23 protein-coding genes, 1 tRNA gene and 2 pseudogenes are annotated in these 22,202 nt (G+C 61.8%); 14 read left to right on the top strand and 12 right to left on the bottom strand.

The window, feature by feature from the left end:
* Positions 1–53 precede the first annotated feature (53 nt).
* Positions 54–872: an NAD(P)-dependent oxidoreductase gene (locus tag D8767_RS11015; protein WP_016711474.1), complete on the top strand. Its 819-nt coding sequence runs from the start codon at positions 54–56 to the stop codon at positions 870–872.
* Positions 873–898: 26 nt separating this feature from the next.
* Positions 899–1,792, top strand: a complete 894-nt coding sequence (locus D8767_RS11010; RefSeq protein WP_016711475.1) for an SMP-30/gluconolactonase/LRE family protein — start codon at positions 899–901, stop codon at positions 1,790–1,792.
* Between the two features lie 31 nt (positions 1,793–1,823).
* On the opposite strand, the pseudogene D8767_RS11005 reads toward D8767_RS11010, so the two are convergent.
* Positions 1,824–2,087: pseudogene (locus D8767_RS11005) on the bottom strand (MFS transporter); the annotation flags it as partial.
* 404 nt (positions 2,088–2,491) lie between these two features.
* On the opposite strand from D8767_RS11005, the gene D8767_RS11000 reads away from it, so the two are divergent.
* Positions 2,492–3,712: an amidohydrolase family protein gene (locus D8767_RS11000; RefSeq protein WP_016711477.1), complete on the top strand. Its 1,221-nt coding sequence runs from the start codon at positions 2,492–2,494 to the stop codon at positions 3,710–3,712.
* Between the two features lie 65 nt (positions 3,713–3,777).
* Here the strand turns inward: D8767_RS11000 and D8767_RS10995 are convergent, their stop codons facing one another.
* From D8767_RS10995 to D8767_RS29585, 3 genes are all read right to left on the bottom strand, one after another.
* Positions 3,778–4,656, bottom strand: coding sequence for a LysR substrate-binding domain-containing protein (locus D8767_RS10995; protein WP_016711478.1), 879 nt, complete (start codon positions 4,654–4,656; stop codon positions 3,778–3,780).
* 117 nt (positions 4,657–4,773) lie between these two features.
* Positions 4,774–4,953, bottom strand: coding sequence for a hypothetical protein (locus D8767_RS10990; protein ID WP_016711479.1), 180 nt, complete (start codon positions 4,951–4,953; stop codon positions 4,774–4,776).
* 17 nt (positions 4,954–4,970) lie between these two features.
* Positions 4,971–5,630, bottom strand: coding sequence for a methyl-accepting chemotaxis protein (locus D8767_RS29585; RefSeq protein WP_371104840.1), 660 nt, complete (start codon positions 5,628–5,630; stop codon positions 4,971–4,973).
* Between the two features lie 1,904 nt (positions 5,631–7,534).
* Here D8767_RS29585 and D8767_RS10980 point away from each other — a divergent pair.
* Together D8767_RS10980 and D8767_RS10975 are read left to right on the top strand one after the other, a co-directional pair.
* Positions 7,535–8,230 (top strand): 3-oxoacid CoA-transferase subunit A, encoded by a 696-nt coding sequence (locus D8767_RS10980; protein WP_026020319.1) that lies wholly within the window; start codon positions 7,535–7,537, stop codon positions 8,228–8,230.
* 8 nt (positions 8,231–8,238) lie between these two features.
* Positions 8,239–8,880 carry a 3-oxoacid CoA-transferase subunit B gene (locus D8767_RS10975; RefSeq protein WP_016711482.1) on the top strand — a complete coding sequence of 214 codons (642 nt, stop codon included), beginning with the start codon at positions 8,239–8,241 and terminating at the stop codon, positions 8,878–8,880.
* Between the two features lie 143 nt (positions 8,881–9,023).
* Here D8767_RS10975 and arfB read toward each other — a convergent pair whose 3' ends face one another.
* Positions 9,024–9,437: an alternative ribosome rescue aminoacyl-tRNA hydrolase ArfB gene (gene arfB, locus D8767_RS10970; protein ID WP_016711483.1), complete on the bottom strand. Its 414-nt coding sequence runs from the start codon at positions 9,435–9,437 to the stop codon at positions 9,024–9,026.
* Between the two features lie 63 nt (positions 9,438–9,500).
* Here arfB and D8767_RS10965 point away from each other — a divergent pair.
* A pseudogene (locus tag D8767_RS10965) lies at positions 9,501–9,689 on the top strand (transposase); the annotation flags it as partial.
* Here the strand turns inward: D8767_RS10965 and D8767_RS10960 are convergent.
* Positions 9,683–10,845 (bottom strand): IS3 family transposase gene (locus D8767_RS10960; RefSeq protein WP_121757726.1). Its coding sequence is split into 2 segments (ribosomal slippage): positions 9,683–10,590 and positions 10,590–10,845, totalling 1,164 coding nucleotides; the frame shifts between segments, so codons are not numbered across the junction. The pseudogene D8767_RS10965 and the gene D8767_RS10960 sit on opposite strands and share 7 nt — an antisense overlap.
* A 251-nt stretch (positions 10,846–11,096) precedes the next feature.
* A tRNA-Ser gene (locus D8767_RS10955) sits at positions 11,097–11,184 on the bottom strand.
* 134 nt (positions 11,185–11,318) lie between these two features.
* Between D8767_RS10955 and D8767_RS10950 the strand changes: the two genes are divergently transcribed.
* From D8767_RS10950 to D8767_RS10910, 8 genes are all read left to right on the top strand, one after another.
* The gene (locus D8767_RS10950) at positions 11,319–11,990 is read left to right on the top strand and encodes a Bax inhibitor-1/YccA family protein (RefSeq protein WP_003251184.1); all 672 of its coding nucleotides are present in this window, start codon (positions 11,319–11,321) and stop codon (positions 11,988–11,990) included.
* Positions 11,991–12,194: 204 nt separating this feature from the next.
* Entirely contained in the window at positions 12,195–13,574 is a 1,380-nt protein-coding gene (locus D8767_RS10940) for a nucleobase:cation symporter-2 family protein (protein ID WP_016711485.1), read from the top strand.
* 96 nt (positions 13,575–13,670) lie between these two features.
* Entirely contained in the window at positions 13,671–14,063 is a 393-nt protein-coding gene (gene tusD / locus D8767_RS10935) for a sulfurtransferase complex subunit TusD (RefSeq protein WP_016711486.1), read from the top strand.
* A 1-nt stretch (position 14,064) separates the two neighbouring features.
* The gene (gene tusC, locus D8767_RS10930; protein WP_016711487.1) at positions 14,065–14,424 is read left to right on the top strand and encodes a sulfurtransferase complex subunit TusC; all 360 of its coding nucleotides are present in this window, start codon (positions 14,065–14,067) and stop codon (positions 14,422–14,424) included.
* A complete protein-coding gene (gene tusB, locus D8767_RS10925) occupies positions 14,424–14,720 on the top strand; it encodes a sulfurtransferase complex subunit TusB (RefSeq protein ID WP_016711488.1) in 297 nt (98 codons plus the stop codon). The genes tusC and tusB overlap by 1 nt, the downstream gene beginning before the upstream one ends.
* Positions 14,717–15,052 carry a TusE/DsrC/DsvC family sulfur relay protein gene (locus D8767_RS10920; protein ID WP_016711489.1) on the top strand — a complete coding sequence of 112 codons (336 nt, stop codon included), beginning with the start codon at positions 14,717–14,719 and terminating at the stop codon, positions 15,050–15,052. Before tusB ends, D8767_RS10920 begins: the two co-directional genes overlap by 4 nt.
* Positions 15,049–16,050, top strand: a complete 1,002-nt coding sequence (locus tag D8767_RS10915; RefSeq protein ID WP_016711490.1) for a glycosyl transferase family protein — start codon at positions 15,049–15,051, stop codon at positions 16,048–16,050. Before D8767_RS10920 ends, D8767_RS10915 begins: the two co-directional genes overlap by 4 nt.
* Before the next feature lie 96 nt (positions 16,051–16,146).
* Positions 16,147–17,106 carry a glutathione S-transferase family protein gene (locus D8767_RS10910; protein ID WP_016711491.1) on the top strand — a complete coding sequence of 320 codons (960 nt, stop codon included), beginning with the start codon at positions 16,147–16,149 and terminating at the stop codon, positions 17,104–17,106.
* Between the two features lie 33 nt (positions 17,107–17,139).
* Here D8767_RS10910 and cysG read toward each other — a convergent pair whose 3' ends face one another.
* Genes cysG through lolA form a run of 5 tightly spaced genes read right to left on the bottom strand, consistent with a single transcriptional unit; the run spans position 17,140 to position 22,175 of the window.
* Positions 17,140–18,531 carry a siroheme synthase CysG gene (cysG, locus tag D8767_RS10905; RefSeq protein WP_016711492.1) on the bottom strand — a complete coding sequence of 464 codons (1,392 nt, stop codon included), beginning with the start codon at positions 18,529–18,531 and terminating at the stop codon, positions 17,140–17,142.
* Positions 18,532–19,812 (bottom strand): serine--tRNA ligase, encoded by a 1,281-nt coding sequence (serS, locus tag D8767_RS10900; protein WP_016711493.1) that lies wholly within the window; start codon positions 19,810–19,812, stop codon positions 18,532–18,534.
* Positions 19,813–19,842: 30 nt separating this feature from the next.
* Complete coding sequence (crcB, locus tag D8767_RS10895) at positions 19,843–20,217, bottom strand: fluoride efflux transporter CrcB (protein ID WP_016711494.1); 375 nt, start codon at positions 20,215–20,217, stop codon at positions 19,843–19,845.
* Positions 20,214–21,539 carry a replication-associated recombination protein A gene (locus D8767_RS10890; RefSeq protein ID WP_016711495.1) on the bottom strand — a complete coding sequence of 442 codons (1,326 nt, stop codon included), beginning with the start codon at positions 21,537–21,539 and terminating at the stop codon, positions 20,214–20,216. The genes crcB and D8767_RS10890 overlap by 4 nt, the downstream gene beginning before the upstream one ends.
* 12 nt (positions 21,540–21,551) lie before the next feature.
* The gene (gene lolA / locus D8767_RS10885; RefSeq protein ID WP_016711496.1) at positions 21,552–22,175 is read right to left on the bottom strand and encodes an outer membrane lipoprotein chaperone LolA; all 624 of its coding nucleotides are present in this window, start codon (positions 22,173–22,175) and stop codon (positions 21,552–21,554) included.
* Between the last annotated feature and the right edge of the window lie 27 nt (positions 22,176–22,202).

The raw sequence follows: 22,202 nt of genomic DNA, 5'->3' as shown, positions 1-22,202 counted from the left end.
GTGTCGTTCCCGCACGGCACCTTGATGCCGTTTCAGTAAAAGGCCTCTATACAATGACCACGACTACACGCAAACCCTTCAACCGCCTGCTGCTCACCGGTGCCGCCGGCGGGCTCGGGCAAGTGCTTCGCGAAGCACTGCAAGCGCACGCCACCTTCGTGCGCGCATCGGACATCAGCCCCATGGCAACAGCTACGGGGGAGCATGAAGAAACCATCAATTGCGACCTGGCGGACAAGGCCGGCGTACTGGCCCTGGCCAAGGATGTAGACGCCATCGTGCACCTGGGCGGCATCTCCACCGAGCGTGCCTTCGAAGAGATTCTGCAAGCCAACATCGTTGGCACCTTCCACATCTACGAGGCCGCCCGTAAGCACGGCATAAAACGCGTGGTGTTTGCCAGCTCCAACCATGTCACCGGCTTTTACCCCCAGGACGAACAAGTGGATGCGCATTCGCCGCGCCGGCCAGACTGCTATTACGGGCTGTCGAAGGCCTACGGCGAAGACCTGGCGACGTTCTACTTCCATCGCTACGGCATCGAAACGGTCAGCCTGCGCATCGGCTCTTCATTCCCCGAACCCCGCAATGTGCGCATGTTGTCCACCTGGCTGAGCTACGGAGACCTGGCACACCTGGTGGAGCGCGCATTGCTGGCCGAGAACGTTGGCCACACCGTGGTGTATGGCGTCTCGGCCAACCGCGACCTGTGGTGGAACAACCGCCACGCCGCACACCTGGGTTTCAACCCCAAGGACAGCGCCGAACGCTTCCGCCCGGCCCTGGAGCAGCAGCCAAAACCCGCAGCAAATGACCCGACGGCCCAGCTGCAAGGTGGCGCCTTCACCGCTGCCGGCCCTTTTGGCGACTGAACCCTGACAGAGCGCAGACTGCTTCCATGACAGCCGAACTGATCATCGACGTACGCAATGCCACGGGCGAGAGCCCGGTCTGGCACCCGCAGGAAAATGCCTTGTACTGGGTGGATATACCGGCAGGTCGTCTGCACCGCTGGCAGATAGACGGCCAGACAACTCACTGGACCGCAGACGAAATGCTGGGCTGCATTGTCCGCAGCCACCAAGGCCATTGGCTGGGAGCCCAGGAGAGCGGGATCTTCCACCTCACCCCTCAGGCAGACGGCCGCCTGCTGGCCGACAAACGTGCCAGTGTCGAACACGCCAGGCCCGGCATGCGCTTCAATGACGGGCGCTGTGACCGCCAAGGGCGCTTTTGGGCCGGTACGATGCAAACAAACATGGGCGCCGAGCCGGTGGGAGCACTTTACCGATATGACGCGACGGCAGACGCAACGGTAAACCCATTGCAAGCACGACTGGACAAGCTGATCGTGCCCAACGGCATGGCCTTCAGCCCGGACGGCAAAACACTGTATATCTCCGACTCACACCCAAGCGTCCAGCTGATCTGGGCCTTCGACTACGACATCGACAGCGGCACACCGCACAACCGCCGAATCTTCGTCGACATGAACCAGCACGCCGGCCGACCGGACGGGGCCGCGGTGGATGCCGAAGGTTGCTATTGGATCTGCGCGATCGATGCCGGCCAGGTACTGCGCTTCACCCCCGAAGGGAAACTGGACCGCGCTCTGCCGCTACCGGTGAAGAAACCGACCATGTGCGCATTCGGCGGCCCGCAGCTGGATACGCTGTTCGTGACGTCGATTTGCCCACAAGGCATCGATCTGAGCGACCAGCCACTGGCCGGCGGCGTGTTCGCATTGAACCCAGGCGTGAAAGGCTTGCCGGAGCCCATTGCCAGGGGCTGAAGCCTGGCAGTCGCTGTATCAGGGGCGACGCTCAGCAAGCCACCTTGCTGCGCAACCCCTTGCTCCCTACCCCCAGGCACGTCACAGCAAAGGCAATGACCAGCGCCCCCGTCCCCAACAGGAATATCAACTGCTGGTTTGAGCCCTCCACCAGCGTGGTAATCAGTGCCGGCGTCGCGGCTGCCGCCCCCATCAACGTAATACTGACCAGCGGCGTCAGCTTGCCGGTCGGGTCGTTGGTGGTGATCAGCGCCATGTAGTACGACACTGACAGCACCCAGCCCTGCTGATCGAGCGACAGGCTCAGTTGTTCCGTGACCAACCCCATGAAAATGGGTTGCACACCACAGACGATGAATGAAGTACAGGCAATGAAAATCAAGGCGGCACGCAGCAGCTTGGAATCATTGATCATGGAAGGACTCCGACACGGCATTTGTTTTTATTGTGTGTGATGACGTGCCCGGAACACGCCGCAGCAAGCGGTCGGACGGGTCACGCGATCAATCCTGTGCCGAGATCGAAGGCTTTGAAAGTTAATTATCGGAATCCACTTCAGTGGGCTTTTTAATGCAGGCCAACCTCCACTGCCTGTATCCAGAAACGCACTGCTGTCGATCCTGATAATTAATTGGAGACATGCCCGCATCCGCCCTACCGTGGTACGTCACCCAAGCCGTTAGTAAAAAAGGCCCAACCATGAACGACCGTGAGTTCATCAACGCCATCGACGCCGATGGCCTGCCTCTGAACATTGCCGTAAGCAATGGCCGCATCAGCCACATCGGCCCGCAACGCGCCAGCACGCCCGCCCGCGAAACCATCGACCTCGAAGGCCTGCTGGCGCTGCCGGGCTTTGTCGATGGCCACATCCATCTGGACAAAAGCTTCGTCGGTGACCGCTGGCACCCGCACCAACCCGTGGCCAGCCTGCGCGAACGCCTGGCCGTGGAAAAACGCGAACTGGCCGGCGCCCCGCCCATCGTCGAGCGCGCCGATGCGCTGATGCGCCAGGCTGCCTCGTTTGGCACCTTGGCCATGCGTTGCCATGTGGACGTGGACGCCACCACCGGCCTTACCAACCTGCATGCCATGCTCGAAGCCCGGGACATGTGGAAAGACCTGCTCGACATCCAACTGGTGGCCTTCCCCCAGGCCGGCGTGGTGACCTGCCCCGGCACTGCTGAAGTGATGGAAGCGGCCATCCGCGAAGGCGTGCAGGTGGTCGGCGGCATCGACCCGACCACCCTTGATGGCGATGCCGATGGCCAGCTCGACATCGTGTTCGGCATCGCCGACCGACATGGCGTGAAGGTCGACATCCACCTGCATGAGCCTGGCGATATCTGTATCGCCCAACTCGAACGCATCGCCGCCCGCACCCAGGCACTGGGCATGCAAGGCCTGGTGGCGGTCAGCCACGCCTATGGGCTGGGCGACGTATCCGATGCCGTGGTCGACCGCACCGCCGAAGTGCTGGCTGGCGCCGGCATTTCCATCATGACCAACGCCCCCGGCGAGCATGCTTTTCCTCCCGTCCTGCGCCTGCGTAACGGCGGCGTGCGGGTGTTTACCGGCAACGACAACATCCAGGATGCCTGGTGGCCCTACGGCAACGGCGACATGCTGCAACGGGCTATGCTGGTCAGCTACCGCTCAGGCTTCAACACCGACGAGGAACTGCGGGTAGCGTTGCACATGGCGACCGAGGCGGGTGCCGGCGTGATGGGTAAACAGGACTACGGCTTGCAGGTGGGTAATGAAGCCAGCTTCATCCTGTTCAAGGCACCGAATGCCGCTGCGGCGGTGGCGGCTGCCATTCATGAGCGGGTGATCGTGCGCCACGGGGCGTTCTGGGGCGGGCCTGCGCAGTTGCAGTTGAAGGCTGCGCAGTTTGCTGCCGAACTACGCCGCCACTGACAGGCAAAAATCCTGGGGCTGCCATGCAGCCCCATGGCCCTGACTGACAGCCACTAGACCAAGATTTACTCTCCCTCTGCCCGCAAAATACCTATCAGAATTTCGGCCAACGCCATAACCATCGGATCCGCCGTAGGCCGATGAAAAATCGCCGCCTCAAACACTTTGATCGGCTTGAATCCTTCTTCCACCCCCAGCACCCGATGCCCCGCCGTCACCACCCGCGATGGCAACAGGCTCACCCCCAGCCCATTGGCCACCGCCTCCTGAATCCCTGCCAGGCTCGAACTGGTGAATGCAATGCGCCAACTGCGCCCCATGGCCTCGACCGCACTGATCATGTCATCGCGGTACAGCCCACGCGGCGGGAAGGTCACCAGCGGAATCGGGTCCTGGGCAAAGCACGGGTACTGCGCACTGTCGATCCACTCGATACGCTCTGGCTGGCAAGCATTGGCCTCACGGCTGTGCCGCCGTTGCTTGATCAACACCAGGTCCAGTTCGCCCCGATCATAGGTGCTCATCAGGTCACGGCTAAGGCCACCGGTAATTTCCAGCTTTACCGTCGGATTACGCCGGTTGAACGCCGCCAACGCCTGCATCGTCTTGCCCGCGACAAAATCGTCCGGCAGGCCGATGCGCACGGTCACCGTCACCCCACCCGACATGGCCTCGGTCAGCTGATTACTCACCGCCAGCAAATGCCGTGCGTAACGCAGCAGGGTTTCACCGGCGTCGGTCGGGTGCACTTCGCGGTTGCTGCGGTCTAGCAGTTGCTGGCCGACCAGTTCCTCCAGCCGGCGCACCTTCTGGCTGACCGTGGACTGGGTGGAATGCAGGCGGGCTGCGGCGGTGGTGAAACTGCCGCAGTCGGCCACCATGACCACGGTGCGGAGCATGTCCAGGTCGTAGATGGCGCGATTGGGGTTGGTGGATTCTGACATTTGGCGGGTTCAGCTTTTGGAATGGGGCTTGCTGCATGATGCCTGAAGCAGGCGTGCATTAGGCATTGCCCTGATGCGAGGTGCGCTTTGTGCGTGCGCACGAGTGATGTCCAGGGCTTACGATTGAGCGTTTTTGCGGGGTGCGCGTTGAAAACGCGTCACCACGATTTGAACAGCACCTGCCACCAGACACAACACGCCTATTTTCCAGCCCCCTTCCAGGCCGAAGTGCTCGGATGCCTTCCCAGCGGCAATTACGCTTACGAAGATGGCGACAGGGAGGATCAGTTTGTTCATGTAGTCTTCCAGGTGTACTAAGCAGAGATCGGGACAGCGCCCCGTGCGCCATCATCGCTGACTTCGAACTGCCCCACCAGCTTCTGCAACTTGCCGGCATCCACTTTCACCTTCTGCGCACTGCTCTGCAGCACCACTGCTGTCTGGCGCATCTCGCTGGAGGACTGGTTGACCTGGTCGATGGTCTTGCCGTATTCCACACTGCGCCGGTTGAGCTGCTGGATGATGGCGAACATGCCCTCCACCGCCTGGTGCAGTTGCACATTTTCCGAAGAGGCGTCCTCGGCGAGGCGCAGACTGTTGTCGACGTCCTGCACGCCCTGCTCCATGAAGCTTACGGCCTGACGGGTTTCGCCCTGCAGGCTTTCGACCATATGGCGAATATCGTCGGCGGCACGCGAGGTACGCGCGGCCAGGCTACGCACTTCGTCGGCCACCACTGCAAAGCCACGGCCATGCTCCCCGGCGCGCGCCGCCTCGATGGCGGCATTGAGCGCCAGCAGGTTGGTCTGGTTGGTGATTTCGCTGATCAACCCGGTAATGTTGTCGATCTCGACCATGCGGCTGTCGAGCCGCTGCACACTGGACGACGAGCGCGCCACCACATCGCGGATCGACTGCGTGCCCGCCTGCACCGCCAGGTACTGCTCGCGCGCGCGGCTGACCACTTCGTCCATGGCCTGCTTCATCTGCTCGGCACTGACCGAAGCCTGCTGCAACTCGCCAAGCTGCTCTTCCATGATGATCATCATCTGGTGCACGGCGTCGGCCACATCGGCGGAGCTCACGCTGGCTTCCTGGCTGCGCCCGAGCATCATCTGGTTGGTGCTGCCGACGGTACGGCTGGCCTTGACCACCTGCCCCACCACCGCGTCCAGGCGGTCGATGAAGCTGTTGATCCAGCGCGCCATGTCGCCGCTTTCGTCGTTGGCCAAGGTGCTGGTGTCCAGGCGCTGGCGCAGGTTGCCTTCTCCCTCGGCGATGGTGCGCAGCACGCCGCTCATGCCATTCAGCCTGGCCGCCAGGCGCTTGGGCCCGAGCACACCGAACAGCAACGTGGCGCCGAGCATGCTCGCGGCCTCGATCGCGTCGTTCAGCCCTTGCGGCAGGCCTGCACAGTGCTGCACCAGGTAGTTGCAGCCGAACAGGCCCGCCATGATCGCCACATAGGGCTTCATCAAACCGTAGCTCAGCGAGCGCCTGCGGTAGACCTCCTCCAGGTCTGCCTCGCACATCATGCCCCAGCGGTCGAGTGAGCCCGGCAACTGGAACGTTACGCCCTTGCCCACCACCGGCACGTGGCGATAATCCGAATAACCGGGGTAGGTCACGAACAGGTTTTCACCACGCCTTATCGTCTCCCTTACGCCAGGGTGCAGTTCCCGCGTGGAGGGGTCGGTGAAGCGCAGTTCCAGTTCGGTATGGCGCTGCACCTGCACCGTGGTCCAGGGCGTGCGCACGCCGCTTTTGAGGTTTTCGCCATGGGTGAAGGTGGCGTCTTCGAACCGCGAGCGGGACAGCGCGGTGCCAGGCTGAATGGCAAGGTCGAAGCGCGATTGCGCCATGAACAGGTAGTTGTCACCCGACTCGGGGTAAATATGCCCGGCCTCGCGCTGGATCAGATCGCCCAGCACGTCGTTGGGCACCCGGCCGCACAGGCAACCGAGCACTTTGCCCGCGTACCTGAGGGGCTGGTAGAACATCAGCGTGACTTCGTCGTGAAAGCGCGAGGATGACGGGCCGATCTGCAAGGTCAGCGGGTCGCTGTAGGGCCCGTGCAGGAAGGGGGCTTTCAGCCCTTGTGCCAGGGCTGACATATGCTCGATACGCGGCGTGCCACGCTGGGGCCAGGTCGAAGCGATGACAGTGCCGTGGGCATCGACGACAAACAGTTCGGAAAAGTCCTCGGCCTGGGCCAGCGTGCTGCGCAACATCGCGCTATCGACTTGAGCGAGCCCGGGCGCCAGTTGATCGGCCAGCTCGGCCAGATGCTCCCACTGCTCGCACGCCCACTCATGCAGCAACTGCACACGGGTGTGGGCGATGGCTTCGAAGGTTTGCTCGAGCTGCGGGTAACTGGCCCGGTTAAGGCGGCAGGCCCAGCCCATGCTGAATTTGCCGGTTTTACCAAACCACGGCAGCCAGCCCTTCTCACGCGACGACAACTGCATCGAACCACTGGAAAGCGACATTATCTTCACCATACGCGACATCGAATGGCAATTTGATAGCAAGTCGCACGCCAACGCGGCTGGGGTGATTATTCGGTGATTTCGCGAGCTGTTTGCACTTGATCAGTGCAGAACCGTGGCAGAGAAGCGCAGAGCGCACCAGCGAGGGGCAACAACAAAGGGATAACACGTTCAATTTTAGTGGGGCAAATAGTTTCCGAAACTGCTCGCACATCGCACAACAGTTCGATAATCGCACAAATTCAGCCAAACCCCCTCTACTGTTGCCCTATCTTGCGGCACGCTATAGCGAAAGTCAGCAAGTAATTTCAAGCGCTGACAGGCCCCATCGCGTCATGCGCTCCGGCCAGCCCGACAACCACAACTCCAGGAACAACCAGGAGCTCGCCTTGATCAATAAAACGTACGAGTCCATCGCCAGCGCGGTGGAAGGGATTACCGACGGTTCGACCATCATGGTCGGTGGCTTTGGCACGGCGGGCATGCCGTCCGAGCTGATCGACGGCCTGATCGCCACCGGTGCCCGCGACCTGACCATCATCAGCAACAACGCCGGTAACGGCGAGATCGGCCTGGCCGCCCTGCTCATGGCGGGCAGCGTGCGCAAGGTGGTCTGCTCGTTCCCGCGCCAGTCCGACTCCTACGTGTTCGACGAACTGTACCGCGCCGGCAAGATCGAGCTGGAAGTGGTGCCGCAAGGCAACCTGGCCGAGCGCATCCGCGCAGCGGGTTCGGGCATCGGTGCGTTCTTCTCGCCGACCGGCTACGGCACCCTGCTGGCCGAAGGCAAGGAAACCCGTGAAATCGACGGCCGCATGTACGTGCTGGAAATGCCGCTGCACGCCGACTTCGCGCTGATCAAGGCGCACAAGGGCGACCGCTGGGGCAACCTGACCTACCGCAAGGCCGCCCGCAACTTCGGCCCGATCATGGCCATGGCCGCCAAGACCGCCATCGCCCAGGTCGACCAGGTTGTCGAACTCGGTGAACTGGACCCGGAACACATCATCACTCCGGGTATCTTCGTCCAGCGCGTGGTCGCCGTTACCGGTGCTGCCGCTTCTTCGATCGCCAACGCTGTCTGAGGCCTGCCATGACCATCACCAAAAAGCTCTCCCGCACCGAGATGGCCCAACGCGTGGCCGCAGACATTCAGGAAGGTGCCTACGTCAACTTGGGCATTGGCGCACCCACCCTGGTGGCCAACTACCTGGGCGACAAGGAAGTGTTCCTGCACAGTGAAAACGGCCTGCTGGGCATGGGCCCAAGCCCGGCGCCGGGCGAGGAAGACGATGACCTGATCAACGCCGGCAAGCAGCACGTGACCCTGCTGACTGGCGGTGCCTTCTTCCACCATGCCGACTCGTTCTCGATGATGCGCGGCGGCCACCTGGACATCGCCGTACTGGGCGCCTTCCAGGTGTCGGTGAAGGGCGACCTGGCCAACTGGCACACCGGTGCCGAAGGTTCGATCCCGGCCGTAGGCGGCGCAATGGACCTGGCCACCGGCGCCCGCCAGGTATTCGTGATGATGGACCACCTGACCAAGACCGGCGAAAGCAAGCTGGTACCTGAGTGCACTTATCCGCTGACGGGTATTGGTTGCGTGAGCCGCATCTACACCGATTTGGCTGTGCTGGAAGTGACGCCAGAAGGGCTGAAAGTGGTCGAGATCTGTGCGGATATCGACTTTGACGAGTTGCAGACGTTGAGTGGTGTGCCGCTGATCAAGTGATCGGCGAAACCTTCTGGCAAGACGCAATCTCGGTGGCTTGCCTGCGATGGGCTGCCTAGCAGCCCCATGGCCCCAACCAACAGCCACTGTCATTGTTCACTCAGGCGATACCGACACTTGTCAGCAACGTTCCACCACCGGCACTAAAACTCCACCTTGCCCCGCCCCGCCTTGACGGTGCTCCGCCTGGCTTTGCCTTCAAGGCGGCGGGTCTTCGAGCCGAGGGTCGGCTTGGTGGGGCGGCGTTTCTTCTCGGTCTTGCCGGCAGCGATTACCAACTCGGCAAGACGCGCCAATGCGTCAGCACGGTTCTGCTCCTGCGTGCGGTATTGCTGGGCCTTGATGATCAACACGCCGTCACCGGTGATGCGACTGTCCCGCAGCGCCAGCAGCCGCTCTTTGTAAAACTCGGGCAACGATGAGGCCGGGATGTCGAAGCGCAGGTGCACGGCGCTGGACACCTTGTTGACATTCTGCCCACCCGCGCCTTGCGCACGGATGTAGGTCAGCTCGATTTCGGCATCCGGCAGATGCACGTTGTTGGAGATGGTCAGCATTGAATCGCCCCTGGTTTCGTAGACACCTCCAAGCCTCATAATGAGGCCCAAATAGGAGGTGCCATGAGTCGTCAGCGTTACCCTGAAGAATTCAAGATCGAAGCGGTCAAGCAAGTGACCGAGAAAGGCAAGCCTGTCGCTGAGGTCGCCCAGCGCCTGGGCATGTCCGTGCACAGCCTTTACGCCTGGATCAAGGTCTACAGCAAGCCCCAAGAGCAGCGTCAGCAAGACAATGATTGTAGTGGTCAACTAATCCCGAACACCGGATTAAGTTTTTCCTCGGCAATCGCCGGAGGTAACCCACCGTTGAACTGATGCGGTCGCTCCCAGTTGTAGCGCTGCATCAGAAACCTGCCGATGTCCTGCTGTGCCTGCGCAGCACTCATGTAGCCCACACTTGGCACCCACTCCGTTTTCAGGCTGCGGAACAAACGCTCCATAGGCGCATTGTCCAGGCAATTACCTCTGCGGCTCATGCTTTGCTTGAAGCGGTAACGCCACAACCGCTGACGAAAAGCTCGGCTGCCATACTGGCTGCCCTGATCACTGTGAAACAGTACATTCTGCGGCCGCCCGCGGTGCTCGTACGCCATGTCCAGCGCCTTGATGACCAATTCGCTGTCCGGTTTGGGTGAAAACGCCCAACCCACCATGCGACGTGCAAAAAGGTCGATAACTGCCGCCACATAGTGCCACTGGCCTTGAGCCCACACATACGTGATGTCGCCGCACCATACTTGATTCGGTGCCGTAACATCGAATGCGCGCTCCAGCACGTTCGGGATGTCAGGGCGCTCTACTGTGGCCTTCTTGTAGGCATGTGAACCCGGTTGCTTACTGATCAGCTTCATTTCGCGCATCAACTTGCGCACCTTGAAGCGGCCGATCTGAATGCCTTCTTGGCGCATCATGCACATGATGGTTCGACTACCTGCGGCACTACGGCTCTGTGTAAATAGCTCGTTAACCCGAACGCGCAGTGCCAGTCGCGCAACGTCCGGAGATCGCCGTTTATGGCAATGCGCGTAGTAACACGAGCGAGTGACTTCAAACACCGAGCAGAGTAATTCGACAGGCTCCTCGCGGCGGAGCTGATCAATCAACGCGAGCGCTCGTGTTCCTCGGCCATCAAGAGCGCGGTAGCCTTTTTTAAAATCGATTTCTCCCGTTCCAGCCGGTTGATCCGAGCTTCCAACTCTTGGATCTTCTGCTGCTCGGGGGTCAGCGCCTTGCTCGTTGGCGTAGCACCGCCACGTTCTGACTGGAGTTGATTCACCCAGCGGCGCAGCGCCGATTCAACCAAGTCGAGCGACCGGGCGGCTTCAGTAAGGCTATAGCCCTGGTCGAGCACCAGGCCGGCTGCCTCGCGCTTGAATTCGGGGGTGAAAGTACGTCGTTGTCTGCTCATCGAACACCTCTGTGTGGCGACCATTTTCGCCTAAAAAGGTGTCCGGGGTTAGTAGACCACTACAAGGCCGTAATGGGCACCACCGCGGGGGCGTCTCACCTCCAGCGCCGACTGAAAATCGTACAATTCTCAGGCTGCAGGTAGGAGGTTGCGGAAACGGTAGTGAAAATGCGGAAATGGGAGTACCTATCGAGACTGAAAATCCGTATCCCAAAAACGCAAAAAGCCCTGAATAATCAGGGCTTTGAATATGGCGGAAGCGTAGAGATTCGAACTCTAGGATAGTTGCCCATCGACGGTTTTCAAGACCGTTGCCTTAAACCACTCGGCCACGCTTCCAGCTCGTTTTGCGGCCGCCATAATACCGTAATGAAACACGCTGTCAAACTCTCTGTGTCGCGGGTTGCGGGAGCTCTGATAGACTCCTAGCATCTGAACGTTCGAAACCACAGGTTTTACCAAGGAGTGTCGCCATGCGCGAACAGGATTACGCCGTACACCACGGCCAGCAGGTCGAGCAGCAGGAGATCAGCAAGGTCCTGCGCAACACGTACAGCCTGCTGGCACTTACCCTCGCCTTCAGCGGTGTCATGGCCTTCGTCGCCCAGCAGATGCGCGTCGGCTACCCGAACGTGTTCGTGGTGCTGATCGGCTTCTACGGGCTGTTCTTCCTCACCAACAAACTGCGTGATTCGGCCTGGGGCCTGGTGTCTACCTTTGCCCTCACCGGCTTCATGGGCTTCATCCTCGGCCCGATCCTCAACCGCTACCTGGGCATGGCCGGTGGCGCTGAAGTGGTCAGCTCCGCGTTTGCCATGACTGCGCTTGTGTTTGGTGGTCTGTCGGCCTATGTGCTGATCACCCGCAAGGACATGAGCTTCCTCAGTGGCTTCATCACTGCTGGCTTCTTCGTTCTGCTGGGTGCTGTCGTGGCCAGCTTCTTCTTCCAGATCAGCGGCCTGCAACTGGCGATCAGCGCTGGCTTCGTGCTGTTCTCGTCGGTGTGCATCCTGTTCCAGACCAGCGCGATCATTCATGGTGGCGAGCGTAACTACATCATGGCAACCATCAGCCTGTATGTGTCGATCTACAACCTGTTTGTCAGCCTGCTGCAGCTGTTCGGCATCATGGGCCGTGATGACTGATTGATGAATGTGCGAGAAAGCCCGCTTCGGCGGGCTTTTTTGTGGGCGCTACCAAGCCCCGGAAAGCACAACCAATAACTGACCAAAAAGTCAGATAATTAGGCGCATGGTCGCCGATCATGCCGTCATCGTGCTTTTCTCTACCGCAATCCGCCATCACCCCGTAGAATGCGCTCCTTTTTTCTTCCGGGGCAGCTTCCAGCAATGAGCTCACACGAACACAGCCCAGGCGCGGCGGCGCCTGCCAACGAACTGGTGCTTGGCCTAGAAGACAAGCCACGGCTGGTGATCGGCCTGCTGGCGGCCCTGCAGCACCTGCTGGCGATCATTGTGCCAATCGTGACCCCTGGCCTGCTGATCTGCCAGGCGCTGGGTGTTTCGGCGCGTGATACCAACCTGATCGTTTCCATGTCGCTGGTGATCTCGGGGATTGCCACCTTCGTCCAGTGCAAACGCTTCGGGCCGTTCGGCGCCGGGCTGCTGATCGTCCAGGGCACTAGCTTCAACTTCGTCGGTCCGCTGATTGCTGGCGGTGCGCTGATGGTCAAGCAAGGCACGCCGGTAGAAGGCGTGATGGCGGCTATCTTCGGCGTGGTGATCGCAGGCTCGTTCGTGGAGATGGGCGTTTCGCGCATCCTGCCCTTCGTAAAGCGTCTTATCACCCCGCTGGTGACCGGCATCGTGGTGTTGATGATCGGCCTGACGCTGATCAAGGTCGGCCTGATCAGCATGGGTGGCGGCTTTGGCGCCATGGCCAACGGCACCTTCGCCAATGGCGATAATTTGCTGCTGTCGGGCGTGGTACTGGCGATAATCGTGATCCTCAACCGCGTCCCGGTGGTGTGGATGCGCAGCTGCGCCATCGTCATCGCCTTGGCGGTTGGTTATGCGTTGGCCGGTTACATGGGCCGCCTGGACTTCACTGGCATGCATGAAGCCGCGCTGTTCCAGGTGCCTACGCCACTGCACTTTGGTTTGGGCTTCTCGTGGGCGCTGTTCATTCCAATGCTGGTGATTTACCTGGTGACGTCGCTGGAAGCCATCGGTGACGTTACCGCCACCAGCAAGGTGTCGCGCCAGCCGGTCGAAGGGCCGGTGTGGATGCAGCGGATCAAGGGCGGCGTACTGGTCAACGGGGCCAACTCACTGCTGGCTGGCCTGTTCAACACCTTCCCCAGCTCGATCTTTGCGCAGAACAACGGCGTGATTCAGCTGACCGGTATTGCCAGCCGCCATATCGGTATCTGGATTGCCGTGATGCTGGTACTGCTGGGCCTGTTCCCGAGCGTTGCCGGGGTGATTCAGGCGGTGCCGGAGCCGGTGCTGGGTGGTGCGGCCATGGTGATGTTCGGTGCGGTTGCTGCTTCGGGGATCAATATTCTGGCTAGCACTCGGCTGGACCGCCGCGCACTGCTGATTATTGCGGTTTCGCTGGCCTTGGGCCTGGGTGTGGCACAGGTGCCGGAATTCCTGGCGCATATGCCGGCTGCGATTCGCAATGTGCTGGAGTCGGGTGTAGCAACGGGCGGTATCTGTGCCCTGGTATTGAACTGGTTCCTGCCGGAGAGCAAGGAAGACGCCTGAGCCTTTCAGGCCTGACAGAAAGCCCGCCCCGCCATGCACAAGCGGGCGCGGGCTTTTTTGCTTTATCATGGCACCATTCCTTTGCACGAGTTACCCATGAAATTCGCTATCGCGGTGTTCTCTCCGGCCCATGCGCCTTCCTCGCGGCGCGCCTTGCGCTATGCCGAGGCGGTACTGGCCGGCGGGCATGAGATTGCCCGGTTGTTCTTCTATCAGGACGGGGTACACAGTGCCTCGGCCAACGTGGTCGCCCCGCAGGACGAACTCGACGTGGCTGGCCAGTGGCGCGCCTTTATCGAAACCAACCAGCTGGACGCCGTGGTATGCATCGCCGCCGCCCTGCGCCGTGGCGTGCTCGACGAGGCCGAGGCCAGCCGCTACCAGCGCCCGGCCATAAACCTGCCCAAGCCCTGGGAACTTTCGGGCCTAGGCCAGTTGCATGAAGCGGCACAAGTTGCCGACCGCCTTGTCTGCTTCGGAGGCGACTGAAATGGCCAAGTCCTTGTTGATCATCAGCCGCCAGGCACCGTGGAACGGCCCATCTGCCCGTGAAGCACTGGACATCGCCCTGGCCGGCGGCGCGTTCGACCTGCCGCTGGGCATGCTGTTCCTGGACGATGGCGTGTTCCAACTTGCGCCCGACCAGCAACCCACCGCCGTGCAACAGAAGAACCTGGCCGCCAACCTGCAAGCACTACCAATGTTCGGTATTGAAGAGCTGTTTGCCTGTAGCCACAGCCTCACCCGCCGCGGCCTGGCAGCCGACACCCTGGCAATGCCGGTGCAAGTGCTCGATGACGCAGCGCTAACAGTGCTGATCGCCCGTTTCGACCAGGTGGTAACGCTCTGATGACGACCCTGCATGTAATTGCCCACTCCCCGTTCGGCGACGAGCGACTGGCCAGCTGCCTGCGCCTGCTCGGTGCCGACGACGCGCTGCTGCTGTGCGGCGATGCGGTGTATGCCTTGCGCAGCGGCAGCGAGCCGCACCACCTGCTGCAAGCTGCCGGCCTGGCCCAGCGCCTGTACGCCCTGGAAGAAGACGTGCAGGCCCGCGCAGTCGGCAACGACCTGGCCAAGTCCGTGGACTACACCGGGTTCGTCGAACTGTCGCTGCACTACGACAAGGTCAACAGCTGGCTATGAATAACCTCATCATCGGCGATCAGGCGATCGCCCTGGACAAGGACGGTTTCCTGGTCGACCTGCAAGACTGGTCCCACGCTGCCGCCGAGGCCTTGGCCGAGCGCGAGGGCATCCCGTTGACCGCTGACCACTGGGAAATCCTCGAACTGCTGCGCCAGTTCTACCAGGAGTACCAGCTGTCTCCAGCCACACGCCCGCTGATCAAGTACACAGCCCTGAAGCTGGGCCCGGAAAAGGGCAACAGCCCCCACCTGAATCGCCTGTTCAACGGCACCCCCGCCAAACTTGCCGCCAAGCTGGCGGGCCTGCCCAAGCCGACCAATTGCATATGAACGAACCTCGCCCACTTACCCTGGTAACCCCGGCCGAACACCCGTTCGCCGAATTCGTGCGCATTCTCGGCAAAGGCAAACGCGGCGCGCGTGGCCTGACCCGTGAAGAGGCCCGCGCAGCCATGACCCTGCTGCTGGAAGGCAAGGTCGAAGACACCCAGCTGGGTGCCTTCCTGATGCTGCTGCGCCACAAGGAAGAAAGCGCCGAAGAGCTGGCGGGTTTCACCGAAGCGCTACGCGCCCACCTGCACGCGCCGAGCATTGCGGTAGACCTGGACTGGCCCACCTACGCCGGCAAAAAGCGCCACCTGCCCTGGTACCTGCTGGCGGCCAAATGCCTGGCCGGCAACGGCGTGCGCATCCTGATGCACGGTGGCGGCGCACACACCGCCGGGCGCATGTACTCCGAGCAACTGCTCGACCTGCTGCAAATCCCGCTGTGCCGCAACTGGGCCGCTGTCGGCAGCGCCCTCGACCAGCATCAGCTGGCTTTTTTTCCGCTGCACGACTGGGCGCCACAATTGCAGCGCATGATCGACCTGCGCAACACCCTGGGCCTGCGCTCACCCATCCACTCACTGGCGCGTGTGCTTAACCCGCTGGGCGCACGCTGTGGCCTGCAAAGTATCTTCCACCCCGGTTACCAGGCCGTGCACCGCGAGGCTAGCCGCCTGCTGGGCGACCATGCGGTGGTAATCAAGGGCGATGGCGGCGAGATCGAAGTAAACCCCGATGTCATCAGCCACCTGTACGGCACCACGGCAGGCGAAGCGTGGGACGAAGAGTGGCCAGCGCTGAGTGAGCGCCGTCATGTGAAACCAGCCAGCCTGCAAGCCGAACACTTGCTGGCGTTCTGGCGGGGCGAAGTTGAAGACAGCTATGGCGAGAAGGCCCTGATCGCCACCATGGCCCTGGCCCTGCGTGGCCTGGGGCAGGACCGCGAGCAGGCCTTCACAACCGCCCAAGGCTATTGGGACACACGCAACAAATCGATTTAACCGATCATAACCCCCGGTTATTTGCGCTATTTATTCGAACGATTTGGCCTAGACTGGGCTCCAACGACAAACAACTTTGTTCCGAGGAGCTCACTCATGGGCCTTTTGATCGACGGCCGCTGGCATGATCAGTGGTATGAAAACGGCAAGGACGGCACGTTCAAACGCGAAAACGCCCAACGCCGTAACCAACTGCCCGCCCCTGAGGCCGGCCGCTACCACCTGTACGTCTCGCTGGCCTGCCCATGGGCCCACCGCACCCTGATTGTCCGCGCCCTCAAAGGCCTGGAGCCCTTGATCGATGTGTCGGTAGTCAGTTGGCTGATGCAGGATCACGGCTGGACCTTCGATGTGCAGCAAGGCTCCACGGGCGACCACCTCGACGCCTTACAGTACCTGCACCAGCGCTACACCCAGGATGACCCGCACTACACCGGCCGCGTGACTGTACCCGTGCTGTGGGACAAGAAAGAGAAGCGCATCGTCAACAATGAATCGTCGGAAATCATTCGCATCTTCAACAGCGCGTTCAACGAGCTGACCGGCAATACACTGGACCTGTACCCCGAACCGCTGCGCCCCACCATCGAAGCACTAAACGAGCGCATCTACCCGGCCGTGAACAACGGCGTGTACCGTGCAGGCTTTGCCACCACGCAGGAGGCGTACGAAGCGGCGTTCGACGATGTGTTCAATGAGCTGGATTATCTGGAAGACGTGCTAAGCCGCAATCGCTACCTGGCAGGTGAATACCTGACCGAAGCCGATGTGCGCCTGTTTACCACGCTGGTGCGCTTCGATGCCGTGTACCACGGGCACTTCAAGTGCAACCTGCGCCGCCTGAGCGACTATCACAACCTGTCGAACTGGCTTCGCGAGCTGTATCAGTGGCCTGGGGTGGCGGGCACGGTGGATATGGAGCATATCCAGAAGCACTATTACATGAGCCACAAGACCATCAACCCGACCGGGATCGTGCCCAAAGGGCCGTTGCAAGACTTCAGCCTGGCACATGATCGGGAGCGGCTCGCAGGTAAAGGGATTTGGCAGGCTTGAGATAGCCGGGGCTGCTTTGCAGCCCCAACGATATCAGCTGTTTTGCGCCCCTTCGAACCAGGCCAGCTTTTCACGCAGTTGCACCACTTCCCCCACAATTACCAGGGTCGGCGCATGCACTTCATGCCGCGCCACCAGCTCCGGCAAATCCGCCAGGGTACCGGTGAACACCCGCTGATTACGCGTAGTGCCCTGCTGAACCAACGCAGCCGGCGTACTGGCCGCCCGCCCATGACGAATCAGCTCGGCACAGATGGTCGGCAACCCCACCAACCCCATGTAGAACACCAAGGTCTGTGCCGGCGCTACCAGATCATTCCACGGCAGGTTGCTGGTGCCATCCTTAAGGTGGCCGGTTACGAAGCGTACCGACTGAGCGTAGTCGCGGTGAGTCAGCGGAATCCCGCCATAGGCGGAGCAGCCACTGGCCGCAGTAATGCCCGGCACCACCTGGAACGGGATGCCATGCTCGGCCAGCTCTTCGATCTCTTCGCCACCCCGGCCGAAGATAAACGGATCGCCACCTTTCAGCCGCAGCACACGCTTGCCCTGCTGAGCCAAATCGACCAGCAGACGGTTGATCTGATCCTGCGGCACGGCATGGTCGGCGCGACGCTTGCCCACGTAGATACGCTCGGCATCACGCCGGCACATCTCGATGATCGCGGGGGCCACCAGGCGGTCGTAAAGCACCACGTCAGCCTGCTGCATCAGGCGCAAGGCACGGAAGGTAAGCAAGTCCGGATCACCCGGGCCCGCACCTACCAAGTACACCTCCCCCCCCTGCTGCACCGGCGCGCCGTCGACCATCGCCTGCAACAGGCGTTCGGCCTCAGCGCCCTGCCCAGCCAGCTGGCGCTCGGCAATCGGCCCCTGGAACACGGTTTCCCAGAAGCCCCGGCGCTGGTTGACGTCCGGGTACAAGGATTTCACCTTGTGCCGGAAACGCGCTGCCAGCCCGGCCAGCTCACCATAGGCCGACGGAATCCAGGCCTCCAGCTTGGCGCGAATCAACCGCGCCAGCACCGGGGCGTCACCGCCACTGGAAACCGCAATCACCAAGGGTGAACGGTCGACAATCGCCGGGAAGATCACCGTGCACAGGGCCGGTGCGTCCACCACATTGACTGGTAGGCTAAGGGCCTGCGCATCCGCCGACACCTGGGCGTTCAGCCCAGGATCGTCGGTCGCCGCAATCACCAACCGGCAGCCGACCAGGTCGGCGGCCTGATAGCCACGCACCAGCACCTCACCGCCACCTTCCCGGGCCAACGCGGCCAACTGGCCGTCGACATCCGGCGCCACCACGCGCAGCACGCTACCGGCATCCGCCAGCAAGCGCGCCTTGCGCAAAGCGATCTCACCGCCACCGACGACCAGCACACGGCCGCCTTGCAGCTTGTGGAACAGCGGCAGGTAATCCATTTAGCGGATGACCTCGACGCCGCCCATGTACGGTTTCAGCACTTCCGGCACCCGGATCGAACCATCAGCCTGCTGGTAGTTTTCCAGCACGGCAACCAGGGTACGGCCGACGGCCAGGCCAGAACCGTTAAGGGTGTGCACCAACTCTGGCTTGCCGGTTTCCGGGTTGCGCCAGCGGGCCTGCATGCGGCGCGCCTGGAAGTCGCCGCAGTTGGAGCACGAGCTGATTTCGCGGTACTTGTCCTGGCTCGGCACCCACACTTCCAGGTCATAGGTTTTGACGGCGCCAAAGCCCATGTCGCCGGTGCACAGGGCCAGCACGCGGTATGGCAGCTCCAGCAGCTGCAGTACGCGCTCGGCGTTGGCGGTCAGGCCTTCCAGGGCTTCCATCGACTTGGCCGGCTCTACCACCTGCACCATCTCGACCTTGTCGAACTGGTGCTGGCGAATCATGCCGCGGGTGTCACGGCCGGAAGCACCGGCTTCACTGCGGAAACACGGCGTGTGGGCAACCAGTTTCAGCGGCAGCTGCTTGGCGTCGAGGATTTCACCGGCCACCAGGTTAGTCAGCGACACTTCGGCGGTCGGGATCAGATAGAAGTCCGCCTCACCTTCGCGGGTGATCTTGAACAGGTCTTCCTCGAACTTCGGTAGCTGGCCGGTGCCTTGAAGGGCCGGGGCCTGCACCAGGTACGGGGTGTAGTGCTCCTCGTAGCCGTGCTCGCCGGTGTGCAGGTTGATCATGAACTGCGCCAGGGCGCGGTGCAGACGGGCGATAGGGCCACGCAGCACGGCAAAACGGGCGCCAGACAGCTTGGCAGCGGCTTCGAAGTCCAAGCCACCGCTGACTTCGCCCAGGGCGACGTGGTCCTTGATTTCGAAGTCGAAGGCCTTCGGCGTGCCCCAACGGCGCACTTCGACGTTGTCGTCTTCGCTGGCACCGACCGGCACGCTGGCGTCCGGCAGGTTGGGGATGGTCAGCAGGATACCGTCCAGTTCGGCCTGGATGGCGTCCAGTTCGGTCTTGCCAGCAGCCAGTTCATTGGCCATGCGCTCGACGTCGGCCATCAATGGCGCGATGTCTTCGCCCTTGGCCTTGGCCTGTCCGATGGACTTGGAACGGGCGTTGCGCTCGGCTTGCAGCTGCTCGGTGCGAGTCTGCACTGCCTTGCGGCGCTCTTCCAGTGATTCGATGCGCGCGACATCCAGGCTGAAGCCACGGGAGGCCAGGCGATCCGCCACTTCCTGAAGTTGGCCGCGTAACAGTTTGGAATCGAGCATATCGTTCTCTCGTTATAAGTAGGTGTTGGTTCAGAATCGGGTCAGGGACAGGCCGGCCCAGGTCGCGAGCAGCCCGCCCACCACGCTGATACTGGTATAGCCCAAGGCAAGGGGCACCTGCCCGCTTTCCATCAGGCGCACGGTATCGAGCGAGAAGGAGGAAAAGGTTGTCAGGCCGCCGAGGAAGCCGACAATCAGGCCGGCGCGCAGCTCGACCGGCGCCAGCGGCTTGTGCAGGAACAGGCCGTAGAGCAGGCCGATCAGCAGGCAGCCAACCAGGTTGACCGCCAGCGTACCGGCATAGAAGTGCCGTGGCCAGTGGGCCGCTACCCAGTTGGCGGTAGCAAAGCGCAACAAGGTACCGGCGATACCGCCCGCGCTGACCGCAGCGATGAGTGCAATCACGGTTTTCTCCGTTGACGGGGGCTGTTGCGGTCGAGCTCGGCCAGGTAGCGTAGCTTCTCGCCAATCTTCAGTTCCAGGCCACGGGGCACTGGCTGGTAGTACTGACGCGGCTCCAGTTCATCAGGGAAGTAATCTTCACCGGCGGCATAAGCGTCGGGTTCATCATGGGCGTAGCGGTACTCGTCACCATAGCCCAGCTGTTTCATCAGCTTGGTCGGGGCGTTGCGCAAGTGCAGTGGCACCTCCAGCGAGCCATGTTCGGCCGCTTCACGCAGGGCGGTCTTGAAGCCCATGTACACCGCGTTGCTCTTCGGCGCACAGGCCAGGTAGGTGATGGCCTGGGCCACGGCCAGCTCGCCTTCGGGGCTGCCCAGGCGTTCCTGCACGTCCCACGCCGCCAGGCACAGGCTGAGCGCTCGCGGGTCGGCGTTACCGATATCCTCGCTGGCCATGCGCACCACGCGGCGGGCGATGTACAGCGGGTCGCAACCGCCGTCGAGCATGCGCGCAAACCAGTACAGGGCGCCATCGGGGTTGGAACCGCGCACCGACTTGTGCAGCGCGGAGATCTGGTCGTAGAACGCCTCACCCCCCTTGTCGAAACGACGGCGGCTATCGCCGAGCAGGCTTTGCAGCATCTCGACGTCAATCTCGCTGCCGTCTTCGGCCAGGTCCGAGGCGTTCTCAAGGAAGTTGAGCATGCGCCGCCCATCGCCATCGGCGGCAGCCATCAGCATCTTGAAGGCGTCGTCGCCCACCCGCAGGTTGCGCTTGCCCAGCCCGCGCTCCTCGGTCAGCGCACGGTTCACCAGCTTGCGCAATGCCGCCTCGTCCAGACTTTTGAGCACGTACACCCGCGCCCGCGACAGCAACGCGTTGTTCAGCTCGAAGGAGGGGTTTTCAGTGGTGGCACCGATGAACAGCAGCGTGCCGTCTTCCACGTAGGGCAAAAAGGCATCCTGCTGCGACTTGTTGAAGCGGTGTACTTCGTCGACGAACAGGATGGTGCGGCGGCCATACTGGCCGGCCTGCTGCTTGGCCACTTCAACGGCCTGGCGGATTTCTTTCACCCCGGCCAGTACCGCCGACACGGTTTCGAAATGCGCGTCACAAAACTGCGCCAGCAGCCGCGCAAGGGTGGTCTTGCCCACCCCCGGCGGCCCCCAGAAGATCATCGAGTGCAGCGCACCCTGCTCCAGCGCCTCGCGCAACGGCTTACCGCGCGCCAGCAGGTGCTCCTGGCCCACGTACTCGTCCAGGTTGGACGGGCGCAGGCGAGCGGCCAGGGGCTGGGCGACGGGTTCGCTTCGAAACAGGTCCATGACGGGCTCTGGTTACTCCTTGATCACGTCCGCGCCTTTGGGGATGTCGAACTTGAACTGGCTGTCCGGCACCGCCTGGTTGGCCTTGACGCCATTGAACAGGATGTTGGTGCGCTGGCCGACACTGTCGATCAGCTGCATGTCATTGATCAGGCCTTTGCGGAACGACACGCGCAGCGAGTCGAACAGGGTGTCCTTGGTCTTCGGCTTGAGGGTGAAGTCCATCACCTCGCCCTGCTCCTTGGAAGCAATGTCGAAACTCTGGCTGATCTTCGACACATCACCGGACAGCAGCAGCGCAGGGGTCTGGTTCAGTCGCACATCGAGCTTCTTGATGGTGGCCTGTTCCAGGTCCGGGTCCCACAGGGTGACGTTCTTTCCGTCCGAAACCACCACCTGCTCCTGCGGCGCATCAGTGTGCCAGTAGAACAGGCCCGGGCGCTTGACCGCCATCCTGCCCGAGGTTTCCTGCAGGCTGGTGCCATCGGCGCCGAGGGTCAGCTGGGAGAAGTTGGCCTCGATGGTCTGCGACTTTTCCAGCAGCTGGGTCAGGCGTTGTACGTCTTGCTCACCGGCATAAGCAGTAACCGAGCCCAGGGTCAGGGCAGAAACCAACAGCATGCGAATCGCGCGCATGGGAATCCTCATTGAGCATTGAAAAGG

Source organism: Pseudomonas sp. LTGT-11-2Z, from assembly GCF_003691445.1.
In the GTDB taxonomy this organism is placed as follows: Bacteria; Pseudomonadota; Gammaproteobacteria; order Pseudomonadales; family Pseudomonadaceae; genus Aquipseudomonas; species Aquipseudomonas monteilii.
Note: the sequence above shows the minus strand (reverse complement) of the source record. Positions and strands in the feature narration are given on the sequence as shown.